The organism is Burkholderia sp. Bp9015 (assembly GCF_003853505.1).
Lineage (GTDB): Bacteria > Pseudomonadota > Gammaproteobacteria > Burkholderiales > Burkholderiaceae > Burkholderia.
This window is the reverse complement of sequence record NZ_QTPZ01000009.1, coordinates 97,664-123,370: the sequence shown is the minus strand read 5'-3', so window position 1 is coordinate 123,370 and position 25,707 is coordinate 97,664. Positions and strand designations below refer to the sequence as shown.

At 68.6% G+C, this 25,707-nt stretch carries 23 protein-coding genes; 7 read left to right on the top strand and 16 right to left on the bottom strand.

The genetic code is table 11. The features are described from left to right. Positions 1 to 5: 5 nt before the first annotated feature. From DIE12_RS12445 to DIE12_RS12435, 3 genes are all read left to right on the top strand, one after another. Entirely contained in the window at positions 6 to 698 is a 693-nt protein-coding gene (locus DIE12_RS12445; protein WP_124488168.1) for a hypothetical protein, read from the top strand. Positions 699 to 815: 117 nt separating this feature from the next. Further along, positions 816 to 1,649 (top strand): arylamine N-acetyltransferase, encoded by an 834-nt coding sequence (locus DIE12_RS12440; RefSeq protein WP_124520768.1) that lies wholly within the window; start codon positions 816 to 818, stop codon positions 1,647 to 1,649. 94 nt (positions 1,650 to 1,743) lie between these two features. Further along, positions 1,744 to 2,604, top strand: coding sequence for a class I SAM-dependent methyltransferase (locus DIE12_RS12435; RefSeq protein WP_124520767.1), 861 nt, complete (start codon positions 1,744 to 1,746; stop codon positions 2,602 to 2,604). Between the two features lie 15 nt (positions 2,605 to 2,619). On the opposite strand, the gene DIE12_RS12430 is transcribed toward DIE12_RS12435, so the two are convergent. From DIE12_RS12430 to DIE12_RS12410, 5 genes are all read right to left on the bottom strand, one after another. Further along, the gene (locus DIE12_RS12430) at positions 2,620 to 7,461 is read right to left on the bottom strand and encodes an NAD-glutamate dehydrogenase (RefSeq protein WP_044843192.1); all 4,842 of its coding nucleotides are present in this window, start codon (positions 7,459 to 7,461) and stop codon (positions 2,620 to 2,622) included. Positions 7,462 to 7,610: 149 nt separating this feature from the next. Then, a complete protein-coding gene (locus DIE12_RS12425) occupies positions 7,611 to 7,832 on the bottom strand; it encodes a hypothetical protein (protein WP_124520765.1) in 222 nt (73 codons plus the stop codon). Positions 7,833 to 7,946: 114 nt separating this feature from the next. Then, on the bottom strand, positions 7,947 to 8,135 hold the full coding sequence (locus tag DIE12_RS12420; RefSeq protein WP_124520763.1) for a 4-oxalocrotonate tautomerase: 189 nt from the start codon (positions 8,133 to 8,135) through the stop codon (positions 7,947 to 7,949). A 50-nt stretch (positions 8,136 to 8,185) separates the two neighbouring features. Further along, positions 8,186 to 8,962, bottom strand: coding sequence for a class II aldolase/adducin family protein (locus DIE12_RS12415; RefSeq protein ID WP_124520761.1), 777 nt, complete (start codon positions 8,960 to 8,962; stop codon positions 8,186 to 8,188). Next, positions 8,937 to 9,830 carry an urea transporter gene (locus DIE12_RS12410; RefSeq protein ID WP_124520759.1) on the bottom strand — a complete coding sequence of 298 codons (894 nt, stop codon included), beginning with the start codon at positions 9,828 to 9,830 and terminating at the stop codon, positions 8,937 to 8,939. Before DIE12_RS12410 ends, DIE12_RS12415 begins: the two co-directional genes overlap by 26 nt. A gap of 243 nt (positions 9,831 to 10,073) precedes the next feature. Here DIE12_RS12410 and DIE12_RS12405 point away from each other — a divergent pair, with 243 nt between their 5' ends. Further along, the gene (locus DIE12_RS12405; RefSeq protein ID WP_124520757.1) at positions 10,074 to 10,628 is read left to right on the top strand and encodes a putative glycolipid-binding domain-containing protein; all 555 of its coding nucleotides are present in this window, start codon (positions 10,074 to 10,076) and stop codon (positions 10,626 to 10,628) included. Here DIE12_RS12405 and DIE12_RS12400 read toward each other — a convergent pair. From DIE12_RS12400 to DIE12_RS12380, 5 genes are all read right to left on the bottom strand, one after another. Further along, on the bottom strand, positions 10,589 to 11,512 hold the full coding sequence (locus tag DIE12_RS12400; protein WP_124520755.1) for an alpha/beta fold hydrolase: 924 nt from the start codon (positions 11,510 to 11,512) through the stop codon (positions 10,589 to 10,591). The genes DIE12_RS12405 and DIE12_RS12400 overlap by 40 nt on opposite strands. Positions 11,513 to 11,516: 4 nt before the next feature. Beyond that, the gene (locus DIE12_RS12395) at positions 11,517 to 12,422 is read right to left on the bottom strand and encodes a metal-dependent hydrolase (RefSeq protein WP_124520753.1); all 906 of its coding nucleotides are present in this window, start codon (positions 12,420 to 12,422) and stop codon (positions 11,517 to 11,519) included. Next, entirely contained in the window at positions 12,419 to 13,357 is a 939-nt protein-coding gene (locus DIE12_RS12390; RefSeq protein ID WP_124520751.1) for an SDR family oxidoreductase, read from the bottom strand. The genes DIE12_RS12395 and DIE12_RS12390 overlap by 4 nt, the downstream gene beginning before the upstream one ends. Before the next feature lie 21 nt (positions 13,358 to 13,378). After that, complete coding sequence (locus DIE12_RS12385) at positions 13,379 to 14,971, bottom strand: NAD(P)/FAD-dependent oxidoreductase (RefSeq protein ID WP_124520749.1); 1,593 nt, start codon at positions 14,969 to 14,971, stop codon at positions 13,379 to 13,381. A gap of 247 nt (positions 14,972 to 15,218) precedes the next feature. Further along, positions 15,219 to 15,890: a lysoplasmalogenase gene (locus tag DIE12_RS12380; RefSeq protein WP_124520747.1), complete on the bottom strand. Its 672-nt coding sequence runs from the start codon at positions 15,888 to 15,890 to the stop codon at positions 15,219 to 15,221. A gap of 433 nt (positions 15,891 to 16,323) precedes the next feature. On the opposite strand from DIE12_RS12380, the gene speB reads away from it, so the two are divergent. Next, positions 16,324 to 17,286: an agmatinase gene (gene speB / locus DIE12_RS12375; RefSeq protein WP_124520745.1), complete on the top strand. Its 963-nt coding sequence runs from the start codon at positions 16,324 to 16,326 to the stop codon at positions 17,284 to 17,286. A 136-nt stretch (positions 17,287 to 17,422) separates the two neighbouring features. Here the strand turns inward: speB and DIE12_RS12370 are convergent, their stop codons facing one another. From DIE12_RS12370 to DIE12_RS12350, 5 genes are all read right to left on the bottom strand, one after another. Continuing rightward, the gene (locus tag DIE12_RS12370; protein ID WP_124520743.1) at positions 17,423 to 17,824 is read right to left on the bottom strand and encodes a cupin domain-containing protein; all 402 of its coding nucleotides are present in this window, start codon (positions 17,822 to 17,824) and stop codon (positions 17,423 to 17,425) included. A gap of 170 nt (positions 17,825 to 17,994) precedes the next feature. Continuing rightward, a complete protein-coding gene (locus tag DIE12_RS12365) occupies positions 17,995 to 18,975 on the bottom strand; it encodes a sulfonate ABC transporter substrate-binding protein (protein WP_124520741.1) in 981 nt (326 codons plus the stop codon). A gap of 123 nt (positions 18,976 to 19,098) precedes the next feature. After that, on the bottom strand, positions 19,099 to 19,956 hold the full coding sequence (locus DIE12_RS12360) for a MerR family transcriptional regulator (protein ID WP_124520739.1): 858 nt from the start codon (positions 19,954 to 19,956) through the stop codon (positions 19,099 to 19,101). Positions 19,957 to 19,965: 9 nt separating this feature from the next. After that, a complete protein-coding gene (locus DIE12_RS12355) occupies positions 19,966 to 20,529 on the bottom strand; it encodes a GNAT family N-acetyltransferase (RefSeq protein WP_124520737.1) in 564 nt (187 codons plus the stop codon). A gap of 100 nt (positions 20,530 to 20,629) precedes the next feature. Continuing rightward, positions 20,630 to 21,649: an AraC family transcriptional regulator gene (locus tag DIE12_RS12350; protein WP_124520963.1), complete on the bottom strand. Its 1,020-nt coding sequence runs from the start codon at positions 21,647 to 21,649 to the stop codon at positions 20,630 to 20,632. Positions 21,650 to 22,048: 399 nt separating this feature from the next. Between DIE12_RS12350 and DIE12_RS12345 the strand changes: the two genes are divergently transcribed. Next, positions 22,049 to 23,413 carry an MFS transporter gene (locus DIE12_RS12345; RefSeq protein WP_124520735.1) on the top strand — a complete coding sequence of 455 codons (1,365 nt, stop codon included), beginning with the start codon at positions 22,049 to 22,051 and terminating at the stop codon, positions 23,411 to 23,413. Between the two features lie 130 nt (positions 23,414 to 23,543). Then, positions 23,544 to 24,602 (top strand): porin, encoded by a 1,059-nt coding sequence (locus DIE12_RS12340; RefSeq protein ID WP_260439257.1) that lies wholly within the window; start codon positions 23,544 to 23,546, stop codon positions 24,600 to 24,602. 13 nt (positions 24,603 to 24,615) lie between these two features. Here the strand turns inward: DIE12_RS12340 and DIE12_RS12335 are convergent, their stop codons facing one another. Further along, on the bottom strand, positions 24,616 to 25,608 hold the full coding sequence (locus DIE12_RS12335) for a LysR family transcriptional regulator (protein ID WP_124520731.1): 993 nt from the start codon (positions 25,606 to 25,608) through the stop codon (positions 24,616 to 24,618). Between the last annotated feature and the right edge of the window lie 99 nt (positions 25,609 to 25,707).

Sequence of the window (25,707 nt, the reverse complement as noted above, 5' to 3'; positions counted from 1 at the left end):
AACACATGAAGCACATTCGCGCGACGGGCAAGCACCTGGCATCGGCGGGCATCGCCTTCGGCATCATGCTCGGCGTGAACGGCACCGCCCATGCACAACTCGACCTCCAGTCGATCGGCACGGCGCTGCTCGGCGGCGGGCAACAGCAGGCCGCACCCGCGCAGGGCGGCGTCGCGCAGTTGATGCAGGCGTACGTCGGCGCGAACCAGCAGGTGCTGGTCGGGCAGTCGTCGCTCGCGTCGGCGATGGGGCTCACCGGCGCGGCCGGTCAGGCGCAGCAGGCCGCCGGCCTGCTCGGCGGCGGCAATGCGCTGACGCCGGCCGCGCTGTCGCAGATGGGCGGCGCGCAGCAGTCGGTGTCGCAGGCGCTCGGCCAGGCGTTCGCGAGCGGCGGGGCGTCGCACGGCCCGATCGACAAGCAGGCGTTCAGCAACGGTCTGGCATCGCTCGGCCAGGGTCTGACGCAGTACTCGCAGCTGCAGTCGGGGCTCGGTAATCTCGGTTCGACCAGCGCGGCATCGCTGCTGCAGTCGGGCCTGAATCCGCAGAACATGCAGGCCGCGTCGTATATCGCGCAAAGCGCGCCGGGCCAGTTGCAGTCGCTCGCGTCGACGCTCAGCCAGGCCGTGCAGTTCGCGACGAGCCAGGGCATTGCGGTGCCGTCGGTCGCGTCGTCCGCGCTGAAGCTGCTGCCGTAACGCGGCCGCACCCGCTGCGGCGCCGGCCGCGCGCGCGGCGATCCGGGATGGCCCCGCGCAACATGGGGATATCGCTCGATGCTATCGTGGCGTGTTCCCCGTTTCCGGTGCCGGTTCATGACTGACTCGTTCGACCTCTCGCGCTACTTCGCCCGCATCGGCTACGACGGCCCGGCCGAGCCGACGCTCGACGTGCTGCGACGGCTGCACCTGCTGCAGCCGCAGGCCATTCCGTTCGAAAACCTCAATCCGCTGACCGGCGCGCGCGTCGCGCTCGACCTGCCCGCGATCGTCGACAAGGTGGTCGGGCGCCGCCGTGGCGGCTACTGCTTCGAACTCAACAAGCTCTTCTACACCGCGCTCACGACGATCGGCTTTCGCGTGACGCCGCTGATCGCGCGCGTGCGCTGGATGCGGCCGCCCGAGCTCGTCACCGCGCAGACCCACATGCTGCTGCGCATCGATCTCGACGGCGCGGCGTGGCTCGCCGACATCGGCTTCGGCAGCGCGACGCTCACCGCGCCGCTGCGCTTCGTGCCGGGCGAGCGGCAGCTGACGCCGCATGGGGCGTTTCGCGTCGTCGACGCGCCGGTCGACGGCGAACTCGACATGCAGTTCCAGATCCCCGACGGCTGGCAGACGACCTACCGGTTTTCGCTGAAGCCGGCCGAGTGGATCGACTACGACGCCGCGAACTGGTTCACGTCGACCTATCCCGAGTCGATCTTCGTCAACGACCTGATCGCCTGCCGCGTGCTGCCGGACGGCCGGGCGGCGCTGTTCAACACCGTGCTGACGCTGCGCGACGCGGCGGGCGCGGGGCGCACCGTCACGTTCGACGACGCGGCCGCGTGGGGCGCGTGCCTGCGCGACACGATCGGCATTGATACGACCGGCTTCGACCTCGACGCGTTGTTCGCGCGGGTGGCGGCGCGGGCGAACACGATGTAATGCGTCGCGGGCCGCGACATGAGCGTACGCAATCCCGACGGCCGTGCGTGGCGCCTGCGGGCGCCGCACCAGCCGCGCGCATGAGGACGAGACGATGACCGACCTTCATCCGGACGCCCCTGACAGCACCGCCGCGCGCGTCGCGCTGTGGCGCGCGCTGCACGTCGAGCTCGATGCGCCGCCGCACGTGCTCGTGGACGAAATCGGACTGCGCCTGCTCGCGCCGGCGCCCGGCTGGCAGCAGCGCGGCGACATGGATCCGCAATTCACGCGGCCGTTTCGCGCGTCCATCGTCGCGCGGGCGCGCTTCATCGAGGATCTCGTCGTCGAGCAGGCCGCGCGGGGCGTGAGCCAGTACGTGATCCTCGGCGCGGGCCTCGACAGCTTCGCGCAGCGCCGGCCCGAGATGGCGTCGCGCCTGACCGTCTTCGAGGTCGATCCGCCCGCGCCGCAGGCGTGGAAGCGCCGCCGGCTGACCGAGCTCGGCTTCGGCGTGCCGGACTGGCTGCGGTTCGTGCCGGTCGATTTCGAAGCGAAGCAGTCGTGGCGCGACGCGCTCGTGCGCGCGGGCTTCGATGCAGGCAAGCCGGCGGTCGTCGTGTCCACCGGCGTCAGCATGTACCTGACGCGCGACGCGAACGCGGCGGCGCTGCGCGAAGTCGCGTCGCTCGCGCCGGGCTCGACGTTCGCGATGACGTTCCTGCTGCCGCTCGAGCATGCCGATCCGGACGTGCGCCCGGGGCTCGAAATGGCCGCGAAGGGCGCGCGCGCGAGCGGCACGCCGTTCATCAGCTTCTTCATGCCGGCGGAGATCCGCGCGCTCGCGACCGGGGCCGGCTTCGCGCGGGCCGAGCATGTGTCGGCCGCGGAACTCACGCGCCGCTACTTCGCCGATCGCAGCGACGGCCTGCGCCCGCCGGACAACGCGGAAGAGCTGCTGGTCGCGACGGTGTGACGTCGCGACCTTCCATCACGCGCGTTCGAGCACGGCCATCTCGCGCACGATCACGAGCAGCACCGCGAGGCTCGCGCCGCCCGAGGCGCGCAGGTCGGCGAGCAGGTGCTCGTAGCGTTGCAGCGCGGCTTCGCGGCGTTCGCGCCACGCGTGGACGATCGTCTCGGGCGCCGTCGAGTCGGCCGATTCCGCGAGCGCGCTGGTGGCGAGCGTGCGCTTGAGCCGCGCGACTTCCGCGAGCGCGGCCGCGCGCGCCAGCATGTCCCAGTGCGTCGGGGTCGGCAGCGAGGCCGCGCGTTCGCCGATCCACCCGTAGTTCAACAGCGTGCCGAGCGAGAAGTAGACGCCCGCGACCAGCTCGAGGCTGCGATCGCAGGTCGCGGCCACTTCGGCGATGTCGAGCAGCGCGGCCGAGATGTCGCCGCTCGCGACGCGTACCGCGAGCGCGCTCTCGACGCCGGCTTCGACCAGCGCGCGCTGCCGCTCGGACAGCGCCTCCAGATCGGCGGTTGGCAGCAACGACGGCAATTGCGGCGCGATGCGCTGCACCGCGTCGCGGCACCGCGCGATCAGGCCGGCGACGCCGCCGTCGGCCACCGTGCCCGACTGCAACTGCCGCAGGAACCACAGCGCCGCGCGTTCCAGCAGCCGCGCGACGTCGACGAACATGCGCGCCTGCACGTCGTCGGCGACGCGGTTGTCGAGCGCGTCGATGTCGCGCCACACCGCATCGAGATCGAACACGTCGCGCGCCATGATGCAGGCGCGCACGATGTCGCCCGGCTTCGCGTCGGTTTCCTCCATCAGCCGGTGCACGAACGCGCAGCCGACCCGGTTGACGAGCGCGTTGGTCAGGTGCGTCGCGAGAATCTCGCGGCGCAGCGGGTGGCGCTGCATCGGTTCGCTGAAGCGCTGTTGCAGCGGCTTCGGGAAATAGTCGACGAGCATCGCGGCGACGAGCGGATCCTCGGGCACGTCGGATTCGAGCAGCGCGTCGTACAGCCACATCTTGCTGTACGCGAGCAGCACCGCGCGCTCCGGCGACGTGAGGCCCTGTTTCGCGGCCTGCCGTTCGGCGATCTCGTCGTCGGTCGGCAGGAATTCGATCACGCGGTTCAGGCGGCCCGCGCGTTCGAGCCAGCGCATCAGGCGCGCCTCGGCGTCGAGCAGCTCGACGCCGTAGCGGCCCGCGATCGACAGCGCCTGCGTCTGGTAGTAGTTGTCGCGCAGCACGAGCAGCCCGACTTCGTCGGTCATTTCCGCGAGCAGCGCGTTGCGCTGCTTCTCGGTCATCTCGCCGTCGCCGACGACGAGCCCGAGCAGGATCTTGATGTTGACTTCGTGATCCGAACAATCGACGCCGGCCGAGTTGTCGATCGCGTCGGTGTTGATGCGCCCGCCGCGCTGCGCGAACTCGATGCGGCCGAACTGCGTGCAGCCGAGGTTGCCGCCTTCGCCGACGACCTTGCAGCGCAGGTCCGCGCCGTTCACGCGTACCGCGTCGTTCGCGCGATCGCCGACCTGCTGGTGGGTTTCGCGCGCGGCCTTCACGTAGGTGCCGATGCCGCCGTTGTACAGCAGGTCGACCGGCGCCTGCAGGATCGCGCGGATCAGCTCGGTCGGCGGCAGCGCCTGCGCGTCGATGCCGAGCGCGGCCTGCACGGCCGGCGACAGCGGGATCGTCTTCGCGGTGCGCGGGTAGACGCCGCCGCCCGCCGAGATCACCGACGTGTCGTAGTCGGCCCAGCTCGAGCGTTCGAGCGCGAACATCCGCTGGCGCTCCGCGAAGCTCGTCGCCGGGTCGGGGTTCGGGTCGAGGAACACGTGGCGATGATCGAACGCCGCGACGAGCCGGATATGCGGCGACAGCAGCATCCCGTTGCCGAACACGTCGCCCGACATGTCGCCGACGCCGACCACGGTGAAGTCGGTCGTCTGCGTATCGATGCCCATCTCGCGGAAGTGCCGCTTCACCGATTCCCACGCGCCGCGCGCGGTGATCGCCATCTTCTTGTGGTCGTAGCCGACCGAGCCGCCGGACGCGAACGCGTCGTCGAGCCAGAAACCGTATTCGTGCGAGATCGCGTTCGCGTAGTCGGAGAAGGTGGCCGTGCCCTTGTCGGCCGCGACGACGAGATACGGATCGTCGGGGTCGTGGCGCACCACGTCGGGCGGCGGCACGATCGCGTTGCCGGCGAGATTGTCGGTCAGGTCGAGCAGGCCGCGCAGGAAGGTCTGGTAGCACGCGATGCCTTCGCGCATCCACGCTTCGCGATCGCTCGGCGGCGGCGGGTTCTTCACGACGAAGCCGCCTTTCGAGCCGACCGGCACGATCACGACGTTCTTCACCATCTGCGCCTTCATCAGCCCGAGCACCTCGGTGCGGAAATCCTCGCGACGGTCGGACCAGCGCAGCCCGCCGCGCGCGACGCGCCCGCCGCGCAGGTGCACGCCCTCGACGCGCGGCGAGTACACCCAGATCTCGAACATCGGCTTCGGCTCGGGCAGGCCGGGCACCTTCGCCGGATTGAACTTGAACGACAGGTACGGCTTCGATTCGCCGTTCGCGTCGTGCAGGAAATAGTTGGTGCGCTCGGTCGCGTTGATCACGCCGAGAAACTGGCGCAGGATCCGGTCCTCGTCGAGGTTCGGCACCTGGTCGAGCGCCGTCTCGATCGCCTTCAGCAGGCGTTCGGCCTGCACGTCGCGCGTGCCGCCCGTGGCCGGGTCGAAGCGCACCAGGAACAGCTCGACGAGCTGCCTTGCGATCGCCGGGTTGCCGGTCAGCGCGCGCTCGATATAGGCGTCGCTGAACGTCGAGCCGACCTGTCGCAGGTATTTCGCATACGCGCGCAGGATCGTGACTTCGCGCGCGCTCAGGTGCGCGCGCAGCACGAGGCGGTTGAAGTCGTCGTTCTCGATCCGGCCGCTCCAGATCCGGTCGAACGCATCCTCGAACAGGCCTTTCACACGCTCGATGTCGAACTCGGTATCGTCGGCGAGTTCGAGGCCGAAGTCGTGCACCCAGGCGGGCGCGGCATCCTGCGTCTGGATCCGGTACGGCCGCTCCTCGTCGACGCGCACGCCGAGATGCTCGAGCATCGGCAGGCTGCGCGACAGCGCGATCGGGTCGCCCGCGCGATACACCTTGAAGCGGAACGCGCGCGCGTCGGCCTCGATCGGGCGGTACAGGTTCATCGCCAGCTGGCCCGACGCCTTCACGCGCTCGATCAGCTCGATGTCGCGCACGGCCGTGCGCGCCGGATAGTCGTCGCGATAGCCGGCCGGGAACGAGTCCGCATAGTGCTGCAGCAGGCGGTTGCCTTGTTCTTCGCCGAACGCGTCGAGCAGCGCGTCGGCGAGATCGTCCTGCCAGCGGCGTGCCACCTGCACGAGCCGCGTTTCGAGTTCGCGCGTGTCGACGTCGGGCATCGTGCCCGGTTCCGCATGGACGACGAAATGAATCCGCGCGATCGCCGATTCCGACAGCAGCGGCGTGAACTCGACGTTCACGCCGTTGTACGCATCGACGAGCAGCTTCGCGATGCGGCGGCGCAGGTCGGTGTTGTACTTGTCGCGCGGCACGAACGCGAGGCACGACACGAAGCGGTCGAAGCGGTCGCGCCGTACGAACAGGCGCGTGCGCTGGTGTTCCTGCAGGCGCAGGATGCCCAACGCGATGTCGTAGAGCTGGTCTTCGTCGGCCTGGAACAGTTCGTCGCGCGGATAGGTTTCGAGCACCGTCACCAGCGACTTGCCGAGATGCCCCTTCGGCAGGAAGCCCGCGCGCCGCACGATGTTCGCGCATTTGCGGCGCACGATCGGTATCTCGGTGTACGAACCGAAATAGGACGTCGACGTGTAGAGTCCGATGAAGCGCCGTTCGCCGGTCACCTTGCCGTCGGCGCCGACGAGTTTCACGCCGACGTAGTCGAGATAGCCGGGCCGGTGCACGGTCGCGCGCGAGTTCGCTTTCGTCAGGAAGATCGGCCAGGGGCCGGTGATGATCTCGGCGGCGGCCGGCGGCAGCGGCGTCACGTCCGGCGCACCGGGCGCGCGCAGCGATTCGCGCAGCAGGCCGCAGCCGGAGCCTTCGACGCCGCGCAGGCCGAAACCCGTGCCGTCCGACACGAGCGCGTAGTCGCGCTGGCCGAGGAAGGTGAAGTGGTCGGCGACCATCCATTCGAGGAACGCGCGCGCCTCGATGTCTTCCGCGGTGGATTCGCGGGCCTTCATGTCCTTGATCGTCGCGCGCGCGATGTCGACGATCTTCGGCCAGTCCTCCACCGATGCGCGCACGTCGCCGAGTACGCGCGCGATGTCGTTGCGCAGCGTGTTGAGCAGCGCGGCGTCGCCGCAGCGGTCGACTTCGAAGTGGATGAACGACGCGAGCTGCGACTGGCCGTCGCCGGCCGTCGCGCCGCCGGCGTCGACGCGCTCGATCGCGCCGTCGCCGCCGCGCCAGATGCGGAACACCGGGTGCAGCGCCGAGTGCAGCGCGAGCCCGAGGCGGTTGACGGCCATCGTCACCGAGTCGACGAGGAACGGCATGTCGTCGTTGACGATCTCGATCACCGTGTGGTCGGAGTGCCAGCCGTGCTGTTCGAGGATCGGGTTGTACACGCGCAGCCGCTCGCTGCCGGGCACGAATTTCTGGGCGGTCTGCCAGTGCGCCATCGCGGCGCCGTAGAGGTCGGCGATGCCGCGATTCTGCAGATCATCGGCGTCGACGAAATCGTAGTAATGACGCAGGAACGGTTCGACGATCCGGAACGTGGCTTCGGGCAGGCGTCCGCGCGCGAATTCGACGACATCGGAGAGCAGGTGTGCGACGACTTCTTCGTTCTTCGCTTCCATGGCGGTCTCCTGGTCGGGTGGCCATTGGCTGCTGCGTCTGTGCCGCATTATATGCGCCGATTGCGTGACAACGCGATGTGCGGGCGCACAACGCGGCGCAGGGAACGAAGGCCGCGTGCGACGCCGGTGGCCGGCGTCGCACGGGCGGGTCAGGCGAGGTCCGGCGGCTTCAGGTCGGGGTGCCGCGCGTAGAGCGGATTCATGAAATCGAGCAGCATCGTGGTCAGCAGTTGCGACACGAATTCGCGGTAGGCGACGAATTCCGAATCCGGACACGACGCCTTGACGGTCAGCAGGGAGCGATCCAGATCGGCTCCCATTTGCAAGATCATGTCGCTAAGGGCACTTGCGATTTGCTTGTCAGAGATCACTTTTTTGCCTTTTTGGCATCCCGCCAACGCGTTACAACTGTTGACGCAGAGATGACAAACTGGCGCCAAGTGGCATGCGTCCAAGGGCCGGACGCACACCAATCCCGGGGCGCGTCAGCGTTCGTCGCTCCACAGCTTGCCGCCCGTCGCCCAGTTCCCCTTCTTCACGTCGGCGAGGATGATGTCGACCGAGCCCGGGTCGCAGCCGAGCGTCTCGCACGTGACGCGCGTGATCGCTTCGACGAATGCGCGCTTCTGCTCGACCGTGCGGCCTTCGAACAACTGGATATTGAAAGTCGGCATGACTGGATGCTCCGATGGTTGGGGGTAGGGAAGTCGGGACGCGAGCGGCGTCAGTCGCGATACGACTGATCGATCCGGTCGAGGCGGCGCAGCAGCGCCGGCCATTCCAGTTCGCCCTCGATCGCGCCGCCGTCGCGCAACTGCGCGGCGGTGCGCTCGGCGACGGCCGGCTCGGGCAGCACGAGCGGCCCGCCGCCTGCCTGCGCGCGCACCTGGATGTCGCAGGCCTTGATCAGCGTATCCATCAGCACATATGCCTCGGCGACGGTCCGGCCGACCGTCAGCGTGCCATGGTTGCGCAGCAGCATCGCGGATTTCGCGCCGAGGCTGGCGGTCAGCCGCGTGCCTTCGGCCGGCGAGAACGCGAGCGCCTCGTAGTCGTGGTACGCGAGGTCGCCGTGAAACCGCAGCGCGTGCTGCGACGCGGGCAGCAGCCCGTCGCGCTGGATCGACACGGCGATGCCGGCCGTATTGTGCAGGTGCATCACGCAGACGGCGTCCGGCCGCGCGGCGTGCACGGCCGCGTGCAGTGCAAAACCGGTCACGTTGACTGCGTATTCGCTCTCGCCGATCCGGTTGCCGGCCAGGTCGATCTTCACGAGATTCGATGCGCGAACCTCGTCGAACGCGAGGCCGAACGGGTTGATCAGGAAGTGCCCGGGTTCGCCGGGCACGGTCGCGGAAAGATGCGTGTAGATCAGGTCGTCCCAGCCGTTCAGCGCGACGAGGCGATAGGCGGCGGCGAGATCGACGCGCAACCGGCGCTCGGCGTCCGAGATCGGGCCGCCGGGCTTCACGGTGTCAGGACGGTGTGCGAACGACGACATCGGGTTCTCCGAGGGTGAAGCGGCGCGCGACGATCACCGTGATCCACGCGGCGATCGCGAACGGGGCCGTGAACGCGGGGAGGCCCGCGCGCGTCGCGAGCCACTGGATCAGCGCGGCGAGCGCGGCGGCCGCGAACGCCGCGCGCGGCCCGCGCGGCATCAGCGCGAGTGCGGCGAGCGCGCCGTTGAAGCCGAGCAGGCCGTCGGCGAACGACGCGCCGTTCGCGCCGGCCGCGATCAGCAGCACGGTCGACACGATCGTGCCGCCGAGCGCGAACGCAGCCGCGCGGCGCGACGCGACGGCGAGGCCGGCGACGATCAGCGCGCCGGCCCACGGGCCTTGCGCAAAGGTGGTTTGCGCGACGCCCGACAGCAGCGCGTCGGCGATGGAAGGCAGCGTCAGCGGCGCACCGGCTGTCGCGTCGCCCGCATGCTGCGGCGCGACAAACGGCAGCCACAGCGCGGTGACGGCGAGGCACGGGCTCGAATACGGGCACTGGCGCCAGCGGGCGAGCGGCACACGCATCGCGCGTTGCACGAGCGCCGCGCCGATCGCTGCCAGCGGTACCAGCGCGACGGCGGCGAGCGAGGCAGGCGCGAACAGCACGGCGATCAGCGCGGCGAGCGCACCGTTGAAGCCGTGCAGCCCCTGTTCGACGTCGCGGCGCTCGGCACCCGTCAGCACCGCCGTCATGCTGGCGGCGGCCGAGCCGACCAGCGCCGCGGACGCGAGCCGCAGGTCGGTCAGTGCCAGCGCGGCGAGCAGCAGCGCGCCGGTGACGGCATGCGCCTGCAGCACGATCTGCCCGATGCCGCGCAGCAGGATGCGCAGGTCGATCGACGGCGAGGCGGGGCGGGCGGTAGGCATGGCGGCGGTGGAACAGGACGAGCCGCGAGCATAGGACACAATGCCGTGCACCGGAATAGGGAATTCTGGATAGTCAGGATTTGTGGCGCATGCCCTGAGTTGGGGCGGGGCGCGAGTTTCGGCGTCTTGTCTGCCCGGGGCAATGGCGCTTTCGCGGGATTGCGGGGCCGGGAAGCGAAATTTTGGCCGCAGCCGGATTTTTCGTGCGTATGCTGACGCGTCGGCGTTTTCGGGGAGGAACGAATGCGTGAACTGCGCTGGGCGTCGCTCGAGGGCGACGGAATCGAACACCTGACGTTCGACCGGGGGGACGCCGGCATCGTCGTCGAAAGTGCCGTGGTCGGCCAGCGGTACGGCCGCGCGTACGGGCTTGCGTACCGGGTCGAGTGCGATCCGCAATGGCGGGTCAGGTATGCGGTGCTCAAGGTGATGGGCGGCGGCACGCTGGAACTGCATGGCGACGGGGCCGGGCACTGGCGCGACGGTTCAGGCAGCGCGCTGCCGGAGCTGGATGGCTGCGTCGACATCGACATCGCGGCGACGCCGTTCACGAACGCGCTGCCGATCGGCCGCCTCGGGCTCGCACACGGCGAGCGGCGAGCGATCGACGTCGCATACATCTCGACGCCGGACCTGAAGGTGACGCCGGTCAAGCAGGCATACGCGTGCATCGAGCCGGGCCGGCGCTACCGCTACGAAGGCATCTTCCGGAATTTCACGGCCGAGATGGACGTCGACGCCGACGGGCTCGTGATCGACTACGAAACGCTGTTCAAGCGCCTGCCGCCGTTGCGCTGAACCGCCGCTCGCGGTGCCGCGGGTGCTGCCGCGACCGCCGGTCGTTCATGCGTCGAGGCAAACCGGTCGATCCGCGCCGCGATCAGGTCGGGATTGTGCACCACGACCCAGTGCCCGCCGTCGATTTCCTCGCGCACGTGCTCGCCGAGCCAGCGCTCGAGATCGACCGACATTTCGGGCGTCACGTAGCGGTCGTGCACCGGCACGAGGATCTGCACCGGCGCCTGCGCATACCGCTCGCGCGGCTTTCTCGCCCGCGCGAGGAAATTCGCGCGGTAGAGCTGCAACCCGTTCAGCGCGTTCTTCAATTGCGCGGGATCGCGCTCGGGCCGCACGCGTTCGGTCAACTGCAGCCAGCGCGGCCACAGTGCGGCGCCGCCGAGGCGCCACACCAGCGACGGCACGACCGGCAGGTGGAAGAACGCGATGTACCACGATTTCAGGCTCTGCCTGAGCCGCATCTTCGCGCGGAACACGTGGTCGAGGCACGGGCCGGAGATCGACGTGTACGACGCGATCCGGCCGCGCAACGCAGGGTCGGTCACGGCCTCCCAGCACTGGATCGACCCCCAGTCGTGACCGACCAGATGGAACGGCCGCGCGCCGCAGGTCGCGTCGGCGACGGCCTTCAGGTCGTCGGCGAGCCGCGCCAGCGTGTAGTCCGCGCGGCGGCGCGGCGCATCGGATGCGCCGGCGCCGCGCACGTCGTACGCGATCACGCGGTAGCGCTTCGCGAGCCGCGCGCGGACCGGCGCCCACACGGCCGACGAATCGGGATAGCCGTGCACGAGGATCAGCGGCGGCGCGCGGCGCGGGCCGCTGACGTGGACGGCGAGTTTCACGTCGCCGGAGCGGACGGTCAGCATCTCGTGCGTGCGCGCCATGACGTCATGCCTGCGGAACCGGATGCAGCGGCACGCGGCGCGGGGCGGCCTGGGCCGCATGGCGCGCGTTGGTCGCGTCGATGTTCGCGAGCAGCGTGTCGAGCCCTTGCAGGTACTGATGGTTGTCGTGGTCCCACGGATGGAAGCCCGGACGGAAGTAGTCGAGCCATTCGCGCGTGATGCTCGGGAACACGCCGGTCCGCGGGCTGTACAGATACTTCACGAGCCGCCACATGCCGCCGAACCTGCCGTGTTCGCGACGGTGCGCGCGCATCAGCCGCACGTGGAAGTCGAACACGATCGTCCAGAACATCAGGGTCGTGAGCAGCATCGTGCTGGTGCGCAGCAGGTAGCTGCCGAGGCCCGGCTTCATCACGGCGTTCCATACGTCGTACGACACCGCCTTGTGCTCGGTTTCCTCCATCGCGTGCCACATCCACATCTGCTGATAGCCTTCGACCGACCCGTCGATCCGGTGCTCGTGGCCCGACAGCAGCTGGTTCGCGAGGATCGCCGTGTAGTGCTCGAGCGCGATCGTGATCGCGAGCTGCATCGAGTGCGGCAGCGTCTTCTTGAAGAAGCCGAGGATCGTCCAGAGCCGCTTGTCGAGCTTGTGCGCGGGCAGGCCGGACGACTGCAGCAGGTCGTTGTACTCGATGTGCTCGCGCGTGTGCATCGCTTCCTGGCCGATGAAGCCGAGCACCTGCTTCTTCAGCTCCGGATCCTCGATGCGGTCGCGGTAGTGGCGCACCGAATCCATGAAAAAGCGCTCGCCGGCCGGGAACAGCAGCGACAGCGCGTTCATGAAGTGCGTGACCGGCACGCCCTGGACGTGCCAGTCCTTCGCGCGTTCGGGCGGCAGCGCGAAACGGATGTCGCGCCGCACCGGCATCATGTTCGGGGTCGTCATGATTGTTCTCCTCCCTGATTGCCTGCGTTGTTGTAGGTGGCGTGAAGCGGCGCGGCGGCCGGCGTGCCGTAGCGGGCGGCCGCGCGGCGGGCCTTCGCGGCCTCGCGGCGCGTCGTGAGCACGACGAGCGCCTGGTACGCGGCCGGCAGGATGCGCGCCATCCAGTCCGCGGCCTTCGCGTCGCGGCCGATCAGCACACGCCGCTTGTTGCGGCGCACGCCGGCGAGGATCGTGCGCGCGGCGTCGTCGGCGGTCGTGATGAAGAACTTCTCGAAGCTGTCCTTGCCTTGCTGCTCGCTCTCGACGATGAAGCCGACCATGTTCTTCGCGACGCGGCTCGACTGCGCGATGTTGGTGCGGATGCCGCCCGGATGCACGCAGGTGGCCGACACGCCGCACTTCATCATGTCCAGTTCCTGGCGCAGCGATTCGGTGAAGCCGCGCACCGCGAACTTGGTCGCGTTGTAGCCGCTCATGCCCGGCTGCGCGAAGATCCCGAAGATGCTGGACGTGTTGATCACGTGACCGTCGCCGCTCGCCTTCAGGTGCGGCAGGAACGCCTTCGTGCCATGCACGACGCCCCAGAAGTTGATGTTCACGATCCACTCGAGATCGCCGTATTCCATCCCTTCGATCGTGCTCGACAGCGCGACGCCCGCGTTGTTGAAGATCAGGTTGACCTTGCCGTGTTCCTGCGCGGTATCGTCCGCCCACGCGAACATCGCGTCGCGGTCGCCGACGTCGAGCACGCGCGTCGACACGCGCACGTTCGGCGCGATCGCGCGGACGATCCGCTCGGTTTCGGCGAGGCCGACGCCGTTCTTGTCGGCGAGCGACACGTGGCAGCCGGCCTGTGCGAGCTGGACCGCGAGCGAGCGGCCCATGCCCGAGCCGGCGCCCGTGATCGCGGCGACCTTGTTGGCGAAATCTCTCATGTCGTTGGCTCCTTGTCTGGCTCAGGCCGCTTCGGCGGACGTGGAAGCGGAAGCGGCGGACGCGGCGGGCGCGGCGACGGGCCGCCCGCTCGTGTCGTGGTGCGGCGCGCGATACGCGTGGTAATCGGCGATCGAGAAGTGCGCGGTCGCCTGGCGGAAGCGCCAGGTGAAGCCTGGCCACAGCGTCGTGTTCTTGCCGGTGCGCGGGTCGAGGTACCAGCTCTTGCAGCCGCCCGTCGACCAGATCGCCTTTTGGAGCCGGCCCTGCAGGTCGGTGTTGAACTGCGCCTCGACGAGCGGGCGCACCTCGATCGCATCCGCGCGTTCGCGCTGCATCGCGTTCAGCGCGCCGAGGATGTATTCGATCTGCGACTCGATCATGAACACCATCGAGTTGTGGCCGAGGCCGGTGTTCGGGCCGACGATCATGAAGAAGTTCGGGTAGCCCGGCAGCGTCGTGCCGAGATACGCGTGCGCGCCGTCGCGCCACGCATCGACGATGTCGAGGCCGCCGCGGCCGATGATCGCGCCGCGCGGAAACGGATCGGCGACCTGGAAGCCCGTGCCGTAGATCAGGCAGTCGACTTCATGACGCTTGCCGTCGGTCGTCACGACCGCGTCGGCTTCGATGCGCTCGATGCCGGTCGTGATCACGTCGACGTTCTTGCGCGACAGCGCCGGGTAGTAGTCGTTCGAGATCAGCACGCGCTTGCAGCCGAGCGTGTAGTCGGGCGTGACCGCACGGCGCAGTTCCGGATCGGGAACCTGCTTGCGGATATGGCGCAGCGCGAGCTTCTGCACGTTCTTCATCAGCGACGGATGGATCGCGAAGCCGAGCACGCGCGATTCGAGCATCCAGTAGATGCCGCTGCGCACCGCCTTCTGCGTGAACGGCAGCGTGCGGAACAGCCACTTCTCGAAGCCGCTCAGTTTGCGGTCGGGCTTCGGCATGATCCACGGCGGCGTGCGCTGGAACAGCGCGAGTGTCTTCGCGCGCGGCGCGATCTGCGGCACGAACTGGATCGCGCTCGCGCCGGTGCCGATCACCGCCACGCGCTTGCCTTCGAGAGGGTAGTCGTGATCCCACTGCTGCGAATGGAACGCGCGGCCCTTGAAGGTCTCGACGCCGGGAATCGCCGGCAGCGCGGCGCGCGACAGCCCGCCCATCCCCGACACCAGCACGCGCGCCGACAGCCGCTTGCCGTTCGCGAACGTGAGGCGCCAGCGTCGTGCGGCCTCGTCGTATTCGGCGCGCTGCAGCTCATGGTTCAGGCGCAGGTGCGGGCCGACGCCGAAGCGCTGCACGCAGTCTTCCAGGTACGCGCGGATCTCCGGCTGGGGCGCGAACATGCGCGTCCAGCGCGGGTTCGGCGCGAACGAGAACGAATAGACGTGCGATTGCACGTCGCAGGCACACCCGGGGTAATGATTGTCGCGCCACGTGCCGCCGACCGACGCGGCCTTCTCGAGCACGACGAAGTCGGTCACGCCGGTCTGCCGCAGGCGAATGGCCATCCCGAGACCGGCGAAGCCGGTGCCGATGATGGCGATGTCGGTGGTTTCGTCCGGGCCGTCGTGGCCGGGCGGGCCGAAAGGCAACGTGCGAGCATTCATCCGGGTGTCTCCGATTTGGCTCATTTTTTAATGTTACATTGGTTGATGTAACGATAGTGGGTGAACCCGGAAACCGCAAGAGGCTAGAAGCGGCGCTCTAAGGGCCGGAAGCCGCGCGGGAAAAGGCTGAGCGGGGTTTGGAACGGTCTGCTTTCCGCATTGCGGAATGTGCGGAAACGGCCGCCGGCAGGGCTGGAGAGGCGGGAGACGAAGGCCGCCGACACGCGGCGACCTGTTTGAAACGCTATCAGGGACGGATCGGGCGGGCGGCCGTCTCATGGAAAACCCCGGCGACGATCGTGATCTGCGCGAGCGCGTAGAGGCCCCAGATCAGGTAGTCGATGCCGGGAAAGCCGCCGAGGAAGCGTCCGACGCCGATCAGCGTGTCGGAGCCGACGAAGATCAGGCTGCCGACGGCGACCAGCGGGCCGCGCGTGCGGGCCGCGAGCGCGAAGCTCGCCATCGCGCACAGCACGAGCATGTAGACGGCGACGGGTACGAGTAGTTCGCCCAGATGCGGAAGGAACGCTGCATAGAACGCCGGCGCGGCGATCCACAGCCCGATCAGTGCGAGGAAGCGCCAGCCGTGCGGCCGCGCGCGCCAGCGCACGAAGATCGCGCAGTAGCACAGGTGCGTGAGCAGGAACGCACCGAGGCCGAGGACGAACGACAGCGGCCACTCGGGCAGCGCGAGCAGCACGTCGCCGAGCACGGCCGTGACGAGCGCCGCGCACAGCCACGCGCGTTCGCGCGGTGCCGCGCAGGCGCTGCCGGCCGCGAGCAGCAGGATGCCCATCGCGGCTTTCGCGGCGGCCTGGCCGGGATAGGGCGCGGCGGCGAGCGACAGCCCGTACAGCAGCGCGGCGGCGATGGCGAGCGGCCAGAGCCGGCGATAGGGGGCGGGAAGCGTGGCGATCAAGGCGGGTGTCTCCGGGGGTGTCGTCGTCTGCGGTGGACGGCGCGCCGGCGGGGGCGCGGCTGCGGCCATTATCCGGAAGAAAGGGCGGGCGAGAACCGGCGAATCCTTCTAGGCGCGGCATGGCGACGGGGGGCGGCGGTGCGGCGGTCCGGCGGCATGGGATCGGGCGATGCGGCGCCGGTGCGCCTGCCGCCGCGCTGATCGTTTCGATGCGTTTGCCCCGGTCGAACCGGGGCAACACGGCGGTTTCGGCTTGCTATCATCGCCGCGTATCGACGTTGTCCCGCCCGGCCGCGCTACAGGGTTCGCAGGCCGGCGCGACGGCCGCGCCCGGCGAGGGCATGCCGCCGCGTTTTCATTGAATCCGTGCCGAGTCCCGCCAGCGCACCCGATGCAGTGGCAGGGGCCGGTCCTCCTGACCAACAGGTTCGACATGACCGAACTGCTCCACGGCGACGGCGCGATCCGTCGCACGACGCCATACGGCTCCTCGATCGAAAACACCTATGCGGGCGTGCTGTCGTTCATGCGTCGCAACTATTCGCGCGCGCTCGACGGCGTCGACGTCGCGATTTCCGGCGTGCCGCTCGACCTCGCGACGACCTATCGCTCGGGCGCGCGGCTCGGGCCGGCCGCGATCCGCGCGGCGAGCGTGCAGCTCGCGGAGCTCAAGCCGTATCCGTGGGGCTTCGATCCGTTCGAGGATCTCGCGACCGTCGATTACGGCGATTGCTGGTTCGATGCGCACAACCCGTTGTCGATCAAGCCGGCGATCGTCGAACATGCGCGCACGATCCTGCGCTCGGGCGCGAAGATGCTGACGCTCGGCGGCGATCACTACATCACGTATCCGCTGCTGGTCGCGCACGCGGAGCGCTACGGCAAGCCGCTGTCGCTGATCCACTTCGATGCGCACTGCGATACGTGGGCCGACGACGAGCCGGACAGCCTCAATCACGGCACGATGTTCTACAAGGCGGTGAAGGAAGGGCTGATCGATCCGGCGACGTCGGTGCAGGTCGGCATCCGTACGTGGAACGACGATTTCCTCGGGATCGAGCGGCTCGATGCCGCGTGGGTGCATGAGCATGGTCCGCGCGCGGCGGTGGAGCGGATTGTCGACATCGTCGGCGCGCGGCCCGCGTACCTGACGTTCGATATCGACTGTCTCGATCCGGCGTTCGCGCCCGGCACGGGGACGCCGGTCGCGGGCGGGTTGTCGTCCGCACAGGCGCTCGCGATCGTGCGTGCGCTCGGGGCGGTGAATCTGGTCGGCGCGGATGTCGTCGAGGTTGCGCCTGCTTACGATCACGCGGACATCACCGCGATCGCCGCTGCGCATGTTGCGTGCGATTTGCTGTGTCTGTGGCGGCAGAAGAAGGTGGCGGGGCTTTGAAGTCGGGTGGGGCTGGCGGACACGGCCATAGCTTCCCGGCCCATTGCCGACCTTCAACGCCCCAACGTCAAGCCGAAAAGAGGACGTTCAACCCGACGCATAAAGCCCCATGCGGCCCGGCAACACCGCTTGCCGCTCAGGGATCGTTGACCGTTTCGGGCTCTGCCGGGATCAGGATTTCGAGCAGCTCGCAATCATCCGACCAGCCTATTACGGTATGGCGGATGCCCGGTGGCTGAATCCAGCACGACCCGGCCACCAGCCGCTGCGGTCCAATGCCTTCAAAGTCGGTCTGAAACCAGCCCTTCAGGCAGTAAACCAGCTGAAACTGCACGTCGTGGTGGTGTCGCACGCTCAATTCCGGACGGAACGGCGCAATCATGCGGACTACGTGCGCTCTGACAAGGCCGCTGGTTGCCGCCGCAACGCCCAAGTCCCGGTAAGTGGAGTAGCCGCGCAGGCCGCCAGTCTTGAAGTCGTCCTCCGCGTAATGGCTGATGACGAAACGCTGCGGCGCGTCGGGAAGAAAATGTTCCATGCACCCCTCCGAAGGAATGGGTCAGTGGAAAATGAAATACCGAACTGATCCGGAAAGCAATCGGTAGCGGCACGCACGCGGGGACGTCGACGTAATTGTCCGAGCAGAACCAAAACAGGCCGACGGGCAGGGTACCCGTCGGCCTGTTCGAAACGAGTGCGAACCGTGCGTTACTTCGCCGCGAGCGCGCTTGCCACGCCCTTGTCGGTCCACGCGTTATCGGCGACGTTCAGCTTCTGCGGAATCAGCTTCGCCGCATGGAACGCATCGGCCACGCCCTGCTGAACCGCGACGATCTTCTCATCGACCGGCACCGCGCCGAACGGCACACGCTTGATCCACGTTTCCACGAGCGGCTGCGGCAGGCCGACCTTCGGCGCGATCAGCGCGGCCGTCTCGGCCGGATGCCCGTTGACCCACAGGCCCGTCTCGCGCAATTGCTTCAGGATCGTGCCGACCACGTCGGCATGTTGCTCCGCGAAGCCACGCGTTGCCTCGTAGAAGTTGTTCGCGGGCGTGAGGCCCGTGTAGTCGGACAGCGTGCGGATCTTCAGCGAATTCTGCGCGGCCGCGTAATACGGATCCCACACGGCCCACGCGTCGACGTTGCCGCTCTCGAACGCGGCGCGCGCGTCGGCGGGCGGCAGGTACACCGGGTGAATTTCGTCGTAGCGTACGCCGGCCTTTTTCAGCGCTTCGAGCAACAGGTAGTTCGCGCTCGAACCCTTCTGCAGCGCGACCTTCTTGCCGCGCAGGTCGGCGAGCGAGCGGACCGGCGAATCGGCCTTCACGAACACGGCCTCGTTGTGCGGCGACGGCGGTTCCGCGGCGACGTACACGAAGCGCACGCCGGCCGCCTGCGCGAACACAGGCGGCGGCGCGCCCGTGTAGCCGAAGTCGATGCTGTTCGCGTTCAGCGCCTCGAGCAGTTGCGGGCCGGCCGGGAATTCGAACCACTGGACGGTGTAGCCGAGCGGCTTGAGCCGCGTCTCGAGCGAGCCCTGCGTCTTGACGACCGACAGCAGGCCGGCCTTCTGGTAGCCGATGCGCACGACCTTGTCGGCGCTGCCTTGCGCGAACGCCGATGTGGCGGCGACGGCGACGAGCGCCGTCGCGGCGGTGCGGGTGATCCAGCGGGTGAAACGAATCATCGAACGGACTCCATGCGAAACGTCTTCGGGGAGCGGCGTGTGCCGCTCGGTTGGAAGAATCGTCGCATGGGCGGTCGGGCCCGCAAACCAAGCAATGCCGATATGAATATGACGGCGGCGGTCCTATGCTTTGTCGCCGTCGCCTTGCGAGCCGGACGCATCGGACCTATCCGACGTGCCGGCCTGGCGTGCCGCTTCGTCACTGAGTTTCCTGTCGAGGATCGTCGCGACGCGGCCGCCCAGATACGCACTGGCGGCGTTCTCGAGCGCGCGGTTCGTCTCGCCCTCGACGAACACGGCCGCGAGCGGGCGCAGGCGCCAGATCGCATCGACGAGCGCGGGCACGTCGGTGACGGGCGGCAGCGTGCCTTCGTCATAGCGGTCGAGCCGCTTCACGACGAGATCGACGAGCAGCCGCGCGATCGCGTCGAAGTGCGGCCGCGCGAGGCTGATCACGTCGAGCAGCTCGCGCGGCGGGATGCCTTCCTTCGTCATCGCGGCTGCCGCCTCGAGCAGCGCGGGGCTTTTCGCGACGAACGACAGGCCGCGCCGTTCGAGCAGGCCGAGTTCGGTCACGCGCGACAGTTGCGACGCCGTCTGCGGGCCGAACATCTGCGCGAGTTGCGCGAGCGAATAGGTTTTCGGCAGTTCGTGCGACCAGCGGCCGCCGATCGCGTTTTCCAGGCCGAGGATCGAGCGCAGGTCGTGACCCTCGTCGATCGCCATGATCAGGTCCTGGATGTTCGACAGCGTGTAGCCGCGCGCGAGCAGGTGGTTGATCAGCTTCAGGCGCGCGACGTGCGTGTCGTCGTAGATGCCCACGCGCCCGCGCTTCTCGGGCGGCGCGAGCAGCCCGCGATCCTGGTACGCGCGGACGTTGCGCACGGTCGTGTCGGACACGCGAGCGAGTTCATCGACCGTGTACTCGTTGCGGGAATCCGGCGCGGCCTCGTCTGGCATGGTTGGAGTCTGTTTTGACATGCGGCCATTCTAGCGCGACGCGACAGGCTCGGGCGCGGCGGGGAGCGTGCGTGCGCCGTCGCCGAGCGCGCGCTGCATCAGCGCGGTGTCGATCCAGCGGCCGTGCTTGAAACCGACCGCCTTCAGCACGCCGGCCGGCTCGAAACCGAACGCGCGGTGCAGCGACGTCGACCCGCCGGTGCCGCCGTCGGCGATCACCGCGATCATCTGCCGCCACGGGCCGGTTTCGCAGCGCGCGATCAGTGCCGCGAGCAGCGCGCGGCCGATGCCGCGGCCGCGCTGCGTGTCGTCGATGTAGATCGAATCCTCGATCGTGTGGCGGTACGCGCTGCGCGTGCGATACGGCGTTGCGTACGCGTAGCCGGCGATGTGGCCGTCGCATTCCGCGACGAGATAGGGCAGCCCGTGACGCAGCACTGCGTCGCGGCGCGCGCGCAGTTCGTCGACGTCGGGCGGCGCCTCCTCGAACGACGCGACGCTGTGGCGCACGTGGTGCGCGTAGATCGCGTGAATGGCGTCGAGATCGGCATCGGTCGCGTCGCGGACGACGCAGGCGGCGGGTGTGGCGGACATGGCAACGGGCGGAGGCATGGGCAAACCCTTACTATGCGGGCGATTGCCCGGCGCGTAAAGCGACGGCCGGGCGACGGCCGGACGTCGCGCGTCGTCGCATTCAGTTCGGCAGCCGCTTCCTCTGCGTATCGCGCGGCAACTCGTTGAAGCGGGCGAAGTAATAGCCCGAAAAGCGGCCGAGGTGGCCGAAACCGAACGTCAGCGCCGTATCGGTAATGCTGGCCATCGGGTCGGTCAGCAGTTGCACTCGGGCGGCGTCGAGCCGGATGTTGCGCAGCAGTTCCATCGGGGTTGCGCCGTGGTAGCGGCGGCACAGCACGTTCAGCGTCCGGAAGCTGACGCCGGCCGCCCTGGCGAGATCCTCGAGCGAAATGGGCGCGCAGAGTCGCGCATGGATGAATTCGAGGAGCGCGTCCATTTGCCGGATGCCGCCCGGGGATCCGGATGTCACCGGTGGGTTGCACGCTTCCGGTGACGCGAGGGCATTCCCGGTTGCCGACGGCGGCGGGCAATGTACGAGCAGGAATAACGCGAGGCTGCGTTCGAAGTGGTCGCGCCACTCGGCCCGAATGCCGCCGTCGCCGGCCAGCGCGAGGACGTTGAGCAGCGACTGTGCGATCAGGTCCCATTGCGAGGCCAGTGCAGGCGGCAACAGAAATCCCGGCGCGAGGGCGGGCGGTCCGTCGTCGGGCGGGTGGCCGGAAACCGCCCGCAGCAGCGCATCGGGGACCTTGACGATCAGTTGCCGGGTGCCGGGCCGCCAGCGCAGGCGCACGCGCGTCCTGGGCGCGAGCACGGCGGTCCGTCCTTCGAGCACGTCCATCACATGTCCGTCGCAGTCGATTTCGGCGCCGCCGGCGAGCGACGTGTGGACGAGCGAAAAGCCGTCGAACGGGCGCGGCACGACCTCGACTTCGGCGCCGTACTGCAGCGCGTAGACGCTCAGACGATTCAGTCGCCCCTTGAAAAGCGCAGCGTCGGGCACGCCGTGCTTCCAGCGCAGCACATGCTCGGCCAGTTCCGCCGAAACCTGCTCGTGCGCATCCGTGCGCGATCCGGATCGGAACAGGCAATTCCGGTACAGCGCGGACAGCACGTCCGCATTCGGCGTGAGGGGCATGGGGCGTCTCCTGTGCGGCATTTCCGTGCAGTGCATCCGGCTGGGCCGCGGATGCGCGTCGTGCCGCATCGGTTTTTCTTGCGTGCGCGAAATCTCCTGAATGGATGATATTGATCTTCGTCAGGCTTGTCTAAGGTATCGCACGGGGTTGCAAGAATCGGACAGTCCTGTCCCCGCTCAGGAAAAATCCGGATAGCGCCCGGCGTGAGAAAAAAACGGATTGAATTCGTGCGCGGCCTGCAAATTCCGGATAGTGGGAATCATTGTGGCTTCCTACACTGCGTCGACGTTCGACCGGAAGCCGGTGCATCTCGTAAATAAATTCGGATAACTACTAAATATGCGGGCCGGCCGATCGTACTGATTCGAAGCCTCCCCACTGGAAAAGGAAGGAACTCCATGCGTCAAATCAATCTGCAGGCGCTCTCGGACGATGCGCGGCTGGGCCCGCTGCACGGTGTCGTGCTGTTCTGGTGCGCGCTGATCATCGTGTTCGACGGCTACGATCTCGCGGTGGCCGGCATCGCGCTGCCGGCGATCATGAAGAACATGGGCGTCAGCCCCGCGCATGCCGGCTTCATGGTGAGTTCGGCGCTGTTCGGCATGATGTTCGGCAACATCGTGTTCGGGACCGTCGCCGAGCGGATCGGGCGCCGGCGGGCCATCGCGGCCTGCCTGACGCTGTTCAGCGTCTTTACCGCGGCGGCCGGGCTGGCGCCGACGCCCGCGTTGTTCGGCGCCGCCCGCTTTCTGGCGGGGATCGGCATCGGCGGCGTGATGCCGAACGTGATCGCCCACATGACCGAGTACGCGCCGCGCCGCATGCGCAGCACGCTGGTGACGCTGATGTTCAGTGGCTATTCGGTGGGCGGCATGCTGGCGGCCGTGATGGGCAAGGGGATGATCGAGGCGTACGGATGGCGGTCGGTGTTCGTCGCCGCGGGCGCGCCGGTGCTGCTTGTCCCGCTGCTCATGAAATGGATGCCGGAATCGATGTCGTTCCTGATCAGGCGCGGCAGGACGGGCGAGCTCGCGCGCATCGCGTGCCGGCTCGATCCCGCTTACCGGCCCCGACCGGACGACTGCCATGTCTTGCCGCGGGAGGAACAGGCGGGCAACGCGCCGGTGCGCCGGCTGTTCGACGACGGTCGCGGGTTCAGCACGGTCATGTTCTGGATTGCCTGCTTCATGTGCCTGTTCATGGTGTACGCGCTCAGTTCGTGGCTGACCCGGCTGATGGCCGGGGCGGGCTACAGCCTCGGTTCCGCGTTGACGTTCGTGCTGGTGCTGAACGCCGGCGCGATGGTCGGCGCGATCGGCGGCGGCTGGCTGGCCGATCGCTTTCCGATCAAGACGGTGCTCGTTTCGATGTATCTGCTCGCGGCGATCTCGATCACGCTGCTCGGCTACAGGATGCCGACTGCGCTGCTGTTCGTGCTGGTCGGGCTGGCCGGCGCGTCGACCATCGGCACGCAGATCGTCAACTGCGCGTATGCGGGGCAGTTCTACCCGGTCGCGATCCGCTCGACCGGCATCGGCTGGACGCTGGGCATCGGCCGCGGCGGGGCGATCCTGGCGCCGATCGTCATCGGCGTGCTGGTCGGCATCGATCTGCCGCTGGAGCGCAACTTCATGGCGATCGGGCTGCCCGCGCTGGCGGCGGCGCTCGCGGTCGGCCTGATCGATCATCGACGCTCGGCTTCGCATCGAGATCAGGCGGGCAGCCCCGGCGAACGGCAGCAGGCATATGTCAAGCAATCCTGAGCAGTGCGCCGGCGCAAATGCGGCACGACGGGGCGCTGCGTCGTGTGGCGCATGGAAAGCCCCGGTCATGCGGACCGGTTCCGCTGAGAGGCGGACGGTTGCGAAGCGGCGAGCGCTTGCATGGGCGCTGATGGCGGCATCCGGCATCGCGCATGCGCAAGGCGGCACGACGTTGTACGGCATTGTCGATACTGGCGTTTCCTATTACAACCGAGCGGCGAAGGGCGGATCGACGGTGGACATGCCGCACCTGACGGGCGCAATGCCGTCGCGGTGGGGCGTGAAGGGCGTCGAGGAGATCGGCGGCGGATACCGGGTGTTCTTCGTGCTGGAAAGCGGCTTCCAGCCCGGCACGGGCCGGCTCGGTGGCGGCGGGCGATTGTTCGGCCGGCAGGCGAACGTCGGGCTGGGCGGCGCCTATGGAACGCTCACGCTCGGCAGGCAGATGAACATGACGGCCCATGCGCTCGCCAACGCCGACGTGATCGGGCCGTCGATCCATTCCCCGAGCAACTTCGACGCGTATCTGCCGAATGCTCGAAGCGACAATGCGATCGGCTACCTGGGCAAGTTCGGCCGATTCACGATCGGCGGCACCTACAGCTTCGGGCGCGACGCCGCCGGGCCGGCCGGCCCCTCCGCCACCGGCTGCGCGGGGCAGGTGCCCGGCAATCCGCTCGCGTGCCGGCAATATACGGCGCTGGTCGCATACGACACGCCGCGTTTCGGTTTCGCCGCGTCCGGCGATGTCAAGCGCGGCGGACCGGGCGCGGCGGCGCCGCTCGGCAGCAGCGCCCATACGAGCACGCACACCGTCGTCGACGGCTACGCGTTGGTGGGGCGAGCGAAGCTCGGCGCGGGGTGGATACGAAACAACGTCGCGGCCTCGGCCCATGTGCAGACCGATATCCTGTTCGCCGGCGTGACCTACGCGCGGACGCCGGCGGTATCGTTCGACGCGCAAGGCACGCGCTACCTGCAACGCGGGTCGGCGCGCAATACCGGCGCGAGCGCGACCCTGCTGGTCGGGCGTGCCAGTTACCTGCTGTCGAAGCGCACGCGCGTCTATACGTCGGTCGGCTACATGCTGAACGGCCCGACGGCGGCCAAGGCCGTCGCCGCCGGCGGGACGGTCGACGCGGGGCGTGACCAGTTGGGAATCATGGCCGGGTTGCAGCAGAAGTTCTGACGGGGCCGGGGCGTCAGAGCCGCCCCTCGGCCGCATGCACCGCGTCGGCGATTGCATCCGCGACGCGTTGCACGCGCGGCGACCGGCGCACGTCAGGATGAACGACGAGCCAGATTTCGCGCTCGATGTCGCAGCGTGGTGCGGCAGTGAGTTCGACGAGCGCCGCGGGGGCGGCTGCGTCGGTTGCCGCGGCGGCACGGGCGGGTTGGTGGGCGTTGGCGCGGGCACCGGCCGCGGCGCGGGGACCGCCGGTTTCGGATTCGCCGGGCGACCGGGACGCTGCCGGCAGGGCGTCGAGTGCTGGATCGTCGACGAGAAAGCGCGGCAGCAGCGCGATTCCCGCACCGGCCACGCACGCACGATGCAGCGCGGCCAGGTCGTTGGCGACGAACGCGAAGCGGCGCCCGGCCGCGAAGCGCTCGAGCCATTGCTGCTGCGGCATTTGCGCGAGCGCGTCGTCGTAACCGAGGAATGCCCAGGTGTCGGGCGGCGTGGCGGCCCAGTCGGGCGACGCGCACAGCGCGAAGCGCATCGTGCCGAGCCGGCGCGCGGCCAGCCCCGGCTCGTTCGGTCGTGACAAGCGCACGGCGAGGTCGGCTTCGCGCGCATACAGGTTGGCCGCGTGCATTTCGCCCATCAGGTCGATCCGCAGCGCGGGCCACGCGCGCTGCGCGCGGGCGAGCCGCGGCGCGAGGAAGTGGCTCGCGAACACCGGCGACGCGGACACGCGCACCAGCCCCTCGAGCGCCGCCGCCCCCTGCGCGGCGCGCGCGAACGCATGTACGTCGGTTTCGACGCGCGCCGCATGTTCGGCGAGATGCAGCCCTTCGTCGGTCGGCGGCCAGCCGCGCGGCAGCCGGTCGAACAGCCGGATGCCGAGCGCGGACTCCAGCGCGTCGATGCGCCGGGCAACCGTCGAATGCTGGACCTGCAGCGCCCGCGCCGCGGCCGACAGGCTGCCGCCGCGCATCACCGCGAGGAAATAGCGGAGGTCGTCCCAGCTCATCGGCGGCGCGGACACTGCCGTTGGTTCGGTCGAATTTTGCACGGTAGATGGGCGCATAACGGGAATTCCGTTCGATTATGCACGATGGGATGATCGTGT

Coding starts and splice junctions, on each gene's coding strand:
- DIE12_RS12415 (WP_124520761.1), bottom strand. CDS start 8,962: ATGTCGTCGTTCGCACACCGTCCTGACACCGTGAAGCCCGGCGGCCCG.
- DIE12_RS12445 (WP_124488168.1), top strand. CDS start 6: ATGAAGCACATTCGCGCGACGGGCAAGCACCTGGCATCGGCGGGCATC.
- DIE12_RS12405 (WP_124520757.1), top strand. CDS start 10,074: ATGCGTGAACTGCGCTGGGCGTCGCTCGAGGGCGACGGAATCGAACAC.
- DIE12_RS12435 (WP_124520767.1), top strand. CDS start 1,744: ATGACCGACCTTCATCCGGACGCCCCTGACAGCACCGCCGCGCGCGTC.
- DIE12_RS12360 (WP_124520739.1), bottom strand. CDS start 19,956: ATGTCAAAACAGACTCCAACCATGCCAGACGAGGCCGCGCCGGATTCC.
- DIE12_RS12355 (WP_124520737.1), bottom strand. CDS start 20,529: ATGTCCGCCACACCCGCCGCCTGCGTCGTCCGCGACGCGACCGATGCC.
- speB (WP_124520745.1), top strand. CDS start 16,324: ATGACCGAACTGCTCCACGGCGACGGCGCGATCCGTCGCACGACGCCA.
- DIE12_RS12400 (WP_124520755.1), bottom strand. CDS start 11,512: ATGGCGCGCACGCACGAGATGCTGACCGTCCGCTCCGGCGACGTGAAA.
- DIE12_RS12410 (WP_124520759.1), bottom strand. CDS start 9,830: ATGCCTACCGCCCGCCCCGCCTCGCCGTCGATCGACCTGCGCATCCTG.
- DIE12_RS12365 (WP_124520741.1), bottom strand. CDS start 18,975: ATGATTCGTTTCACCCGCTGGATCACCCGCACCGCCGCGACGGCGCTC.
- DIE12_RS12420 (WP_124520763.1), bottom strand. CDS start 8,135: ATGCCGACTTTCAATATCCAGTTGTTCGAAGGCCGCACGGTCGAGCAG.
- DIE12_RS12345 (WP_124520735.1), top strand. CDS start 22,049: ATGCGTCAAATCAATCTGCAGGCGCTCTCGGACGATGCGCGGCTGGGC.
- DIE12_RS12340 (WP_260439257.1), top strand. CDS start 23,544: ATGGCGGCATCCGGCATCGCGCATGCGCAAGGCGGCACGACGTTGTAC.
- DIE12_RS12350 (WP_124520963.1), bottom strand. CDS start 21,649: ATGCCCCTCACGCCGAATGCGGACGTGCTGTCCGCGCTGTACCGGAAT.
- DIE12_RS12430 (WP_044843192.1), bottom strand. CDS start 7,461: ATGGAAGCGAAGAACGAAGAAGTCGTCGCACACCTGCTCTCCGATGTC.
- DIE12_RS12390 (WP_124520751.1), bottom strand. CDS start 13,357: ATGAGAGATTTCGCCAACAAGGTCGCCGCGATCACGGGCGCCGGCTCG.
- DIE12_RS12370 (WP_124520743.1), bottom strand. CDS start 17,824: ATGGAACATTTTCTTCCCGACGCGCCGCAGCGTTTCGTCATCAGCCAT.
- DIE12_RS12335 (WP_124520731.1), bottom strand. CDS start 25,608: ATGAGCTGGGACGACCTCCGCTATTTCCTCGCGGTGATGCGCGGCGGC.
- DIE12_RS12385 (WP_124520749.1), bottom strand. CDS start 14,971: ATGAATGCTCGCACGTTGCCTTTCGGCCCGCCCGGCCACGACGGCCCG.
- DIE12_RS12440 (WP_124520768.1), top strand. CDS start 816: ATGACTGACTCGTTCGACCTCTCGCGCTACTTCGCCCGCATCGGCTAC.
- DIE12_RS12395 (WP_124520753.1), bottom strand. CDS start 12,422: ATGACGACCCCGAACATGATGCCGGTGCGGCGCGACATCCGTTTCGCG.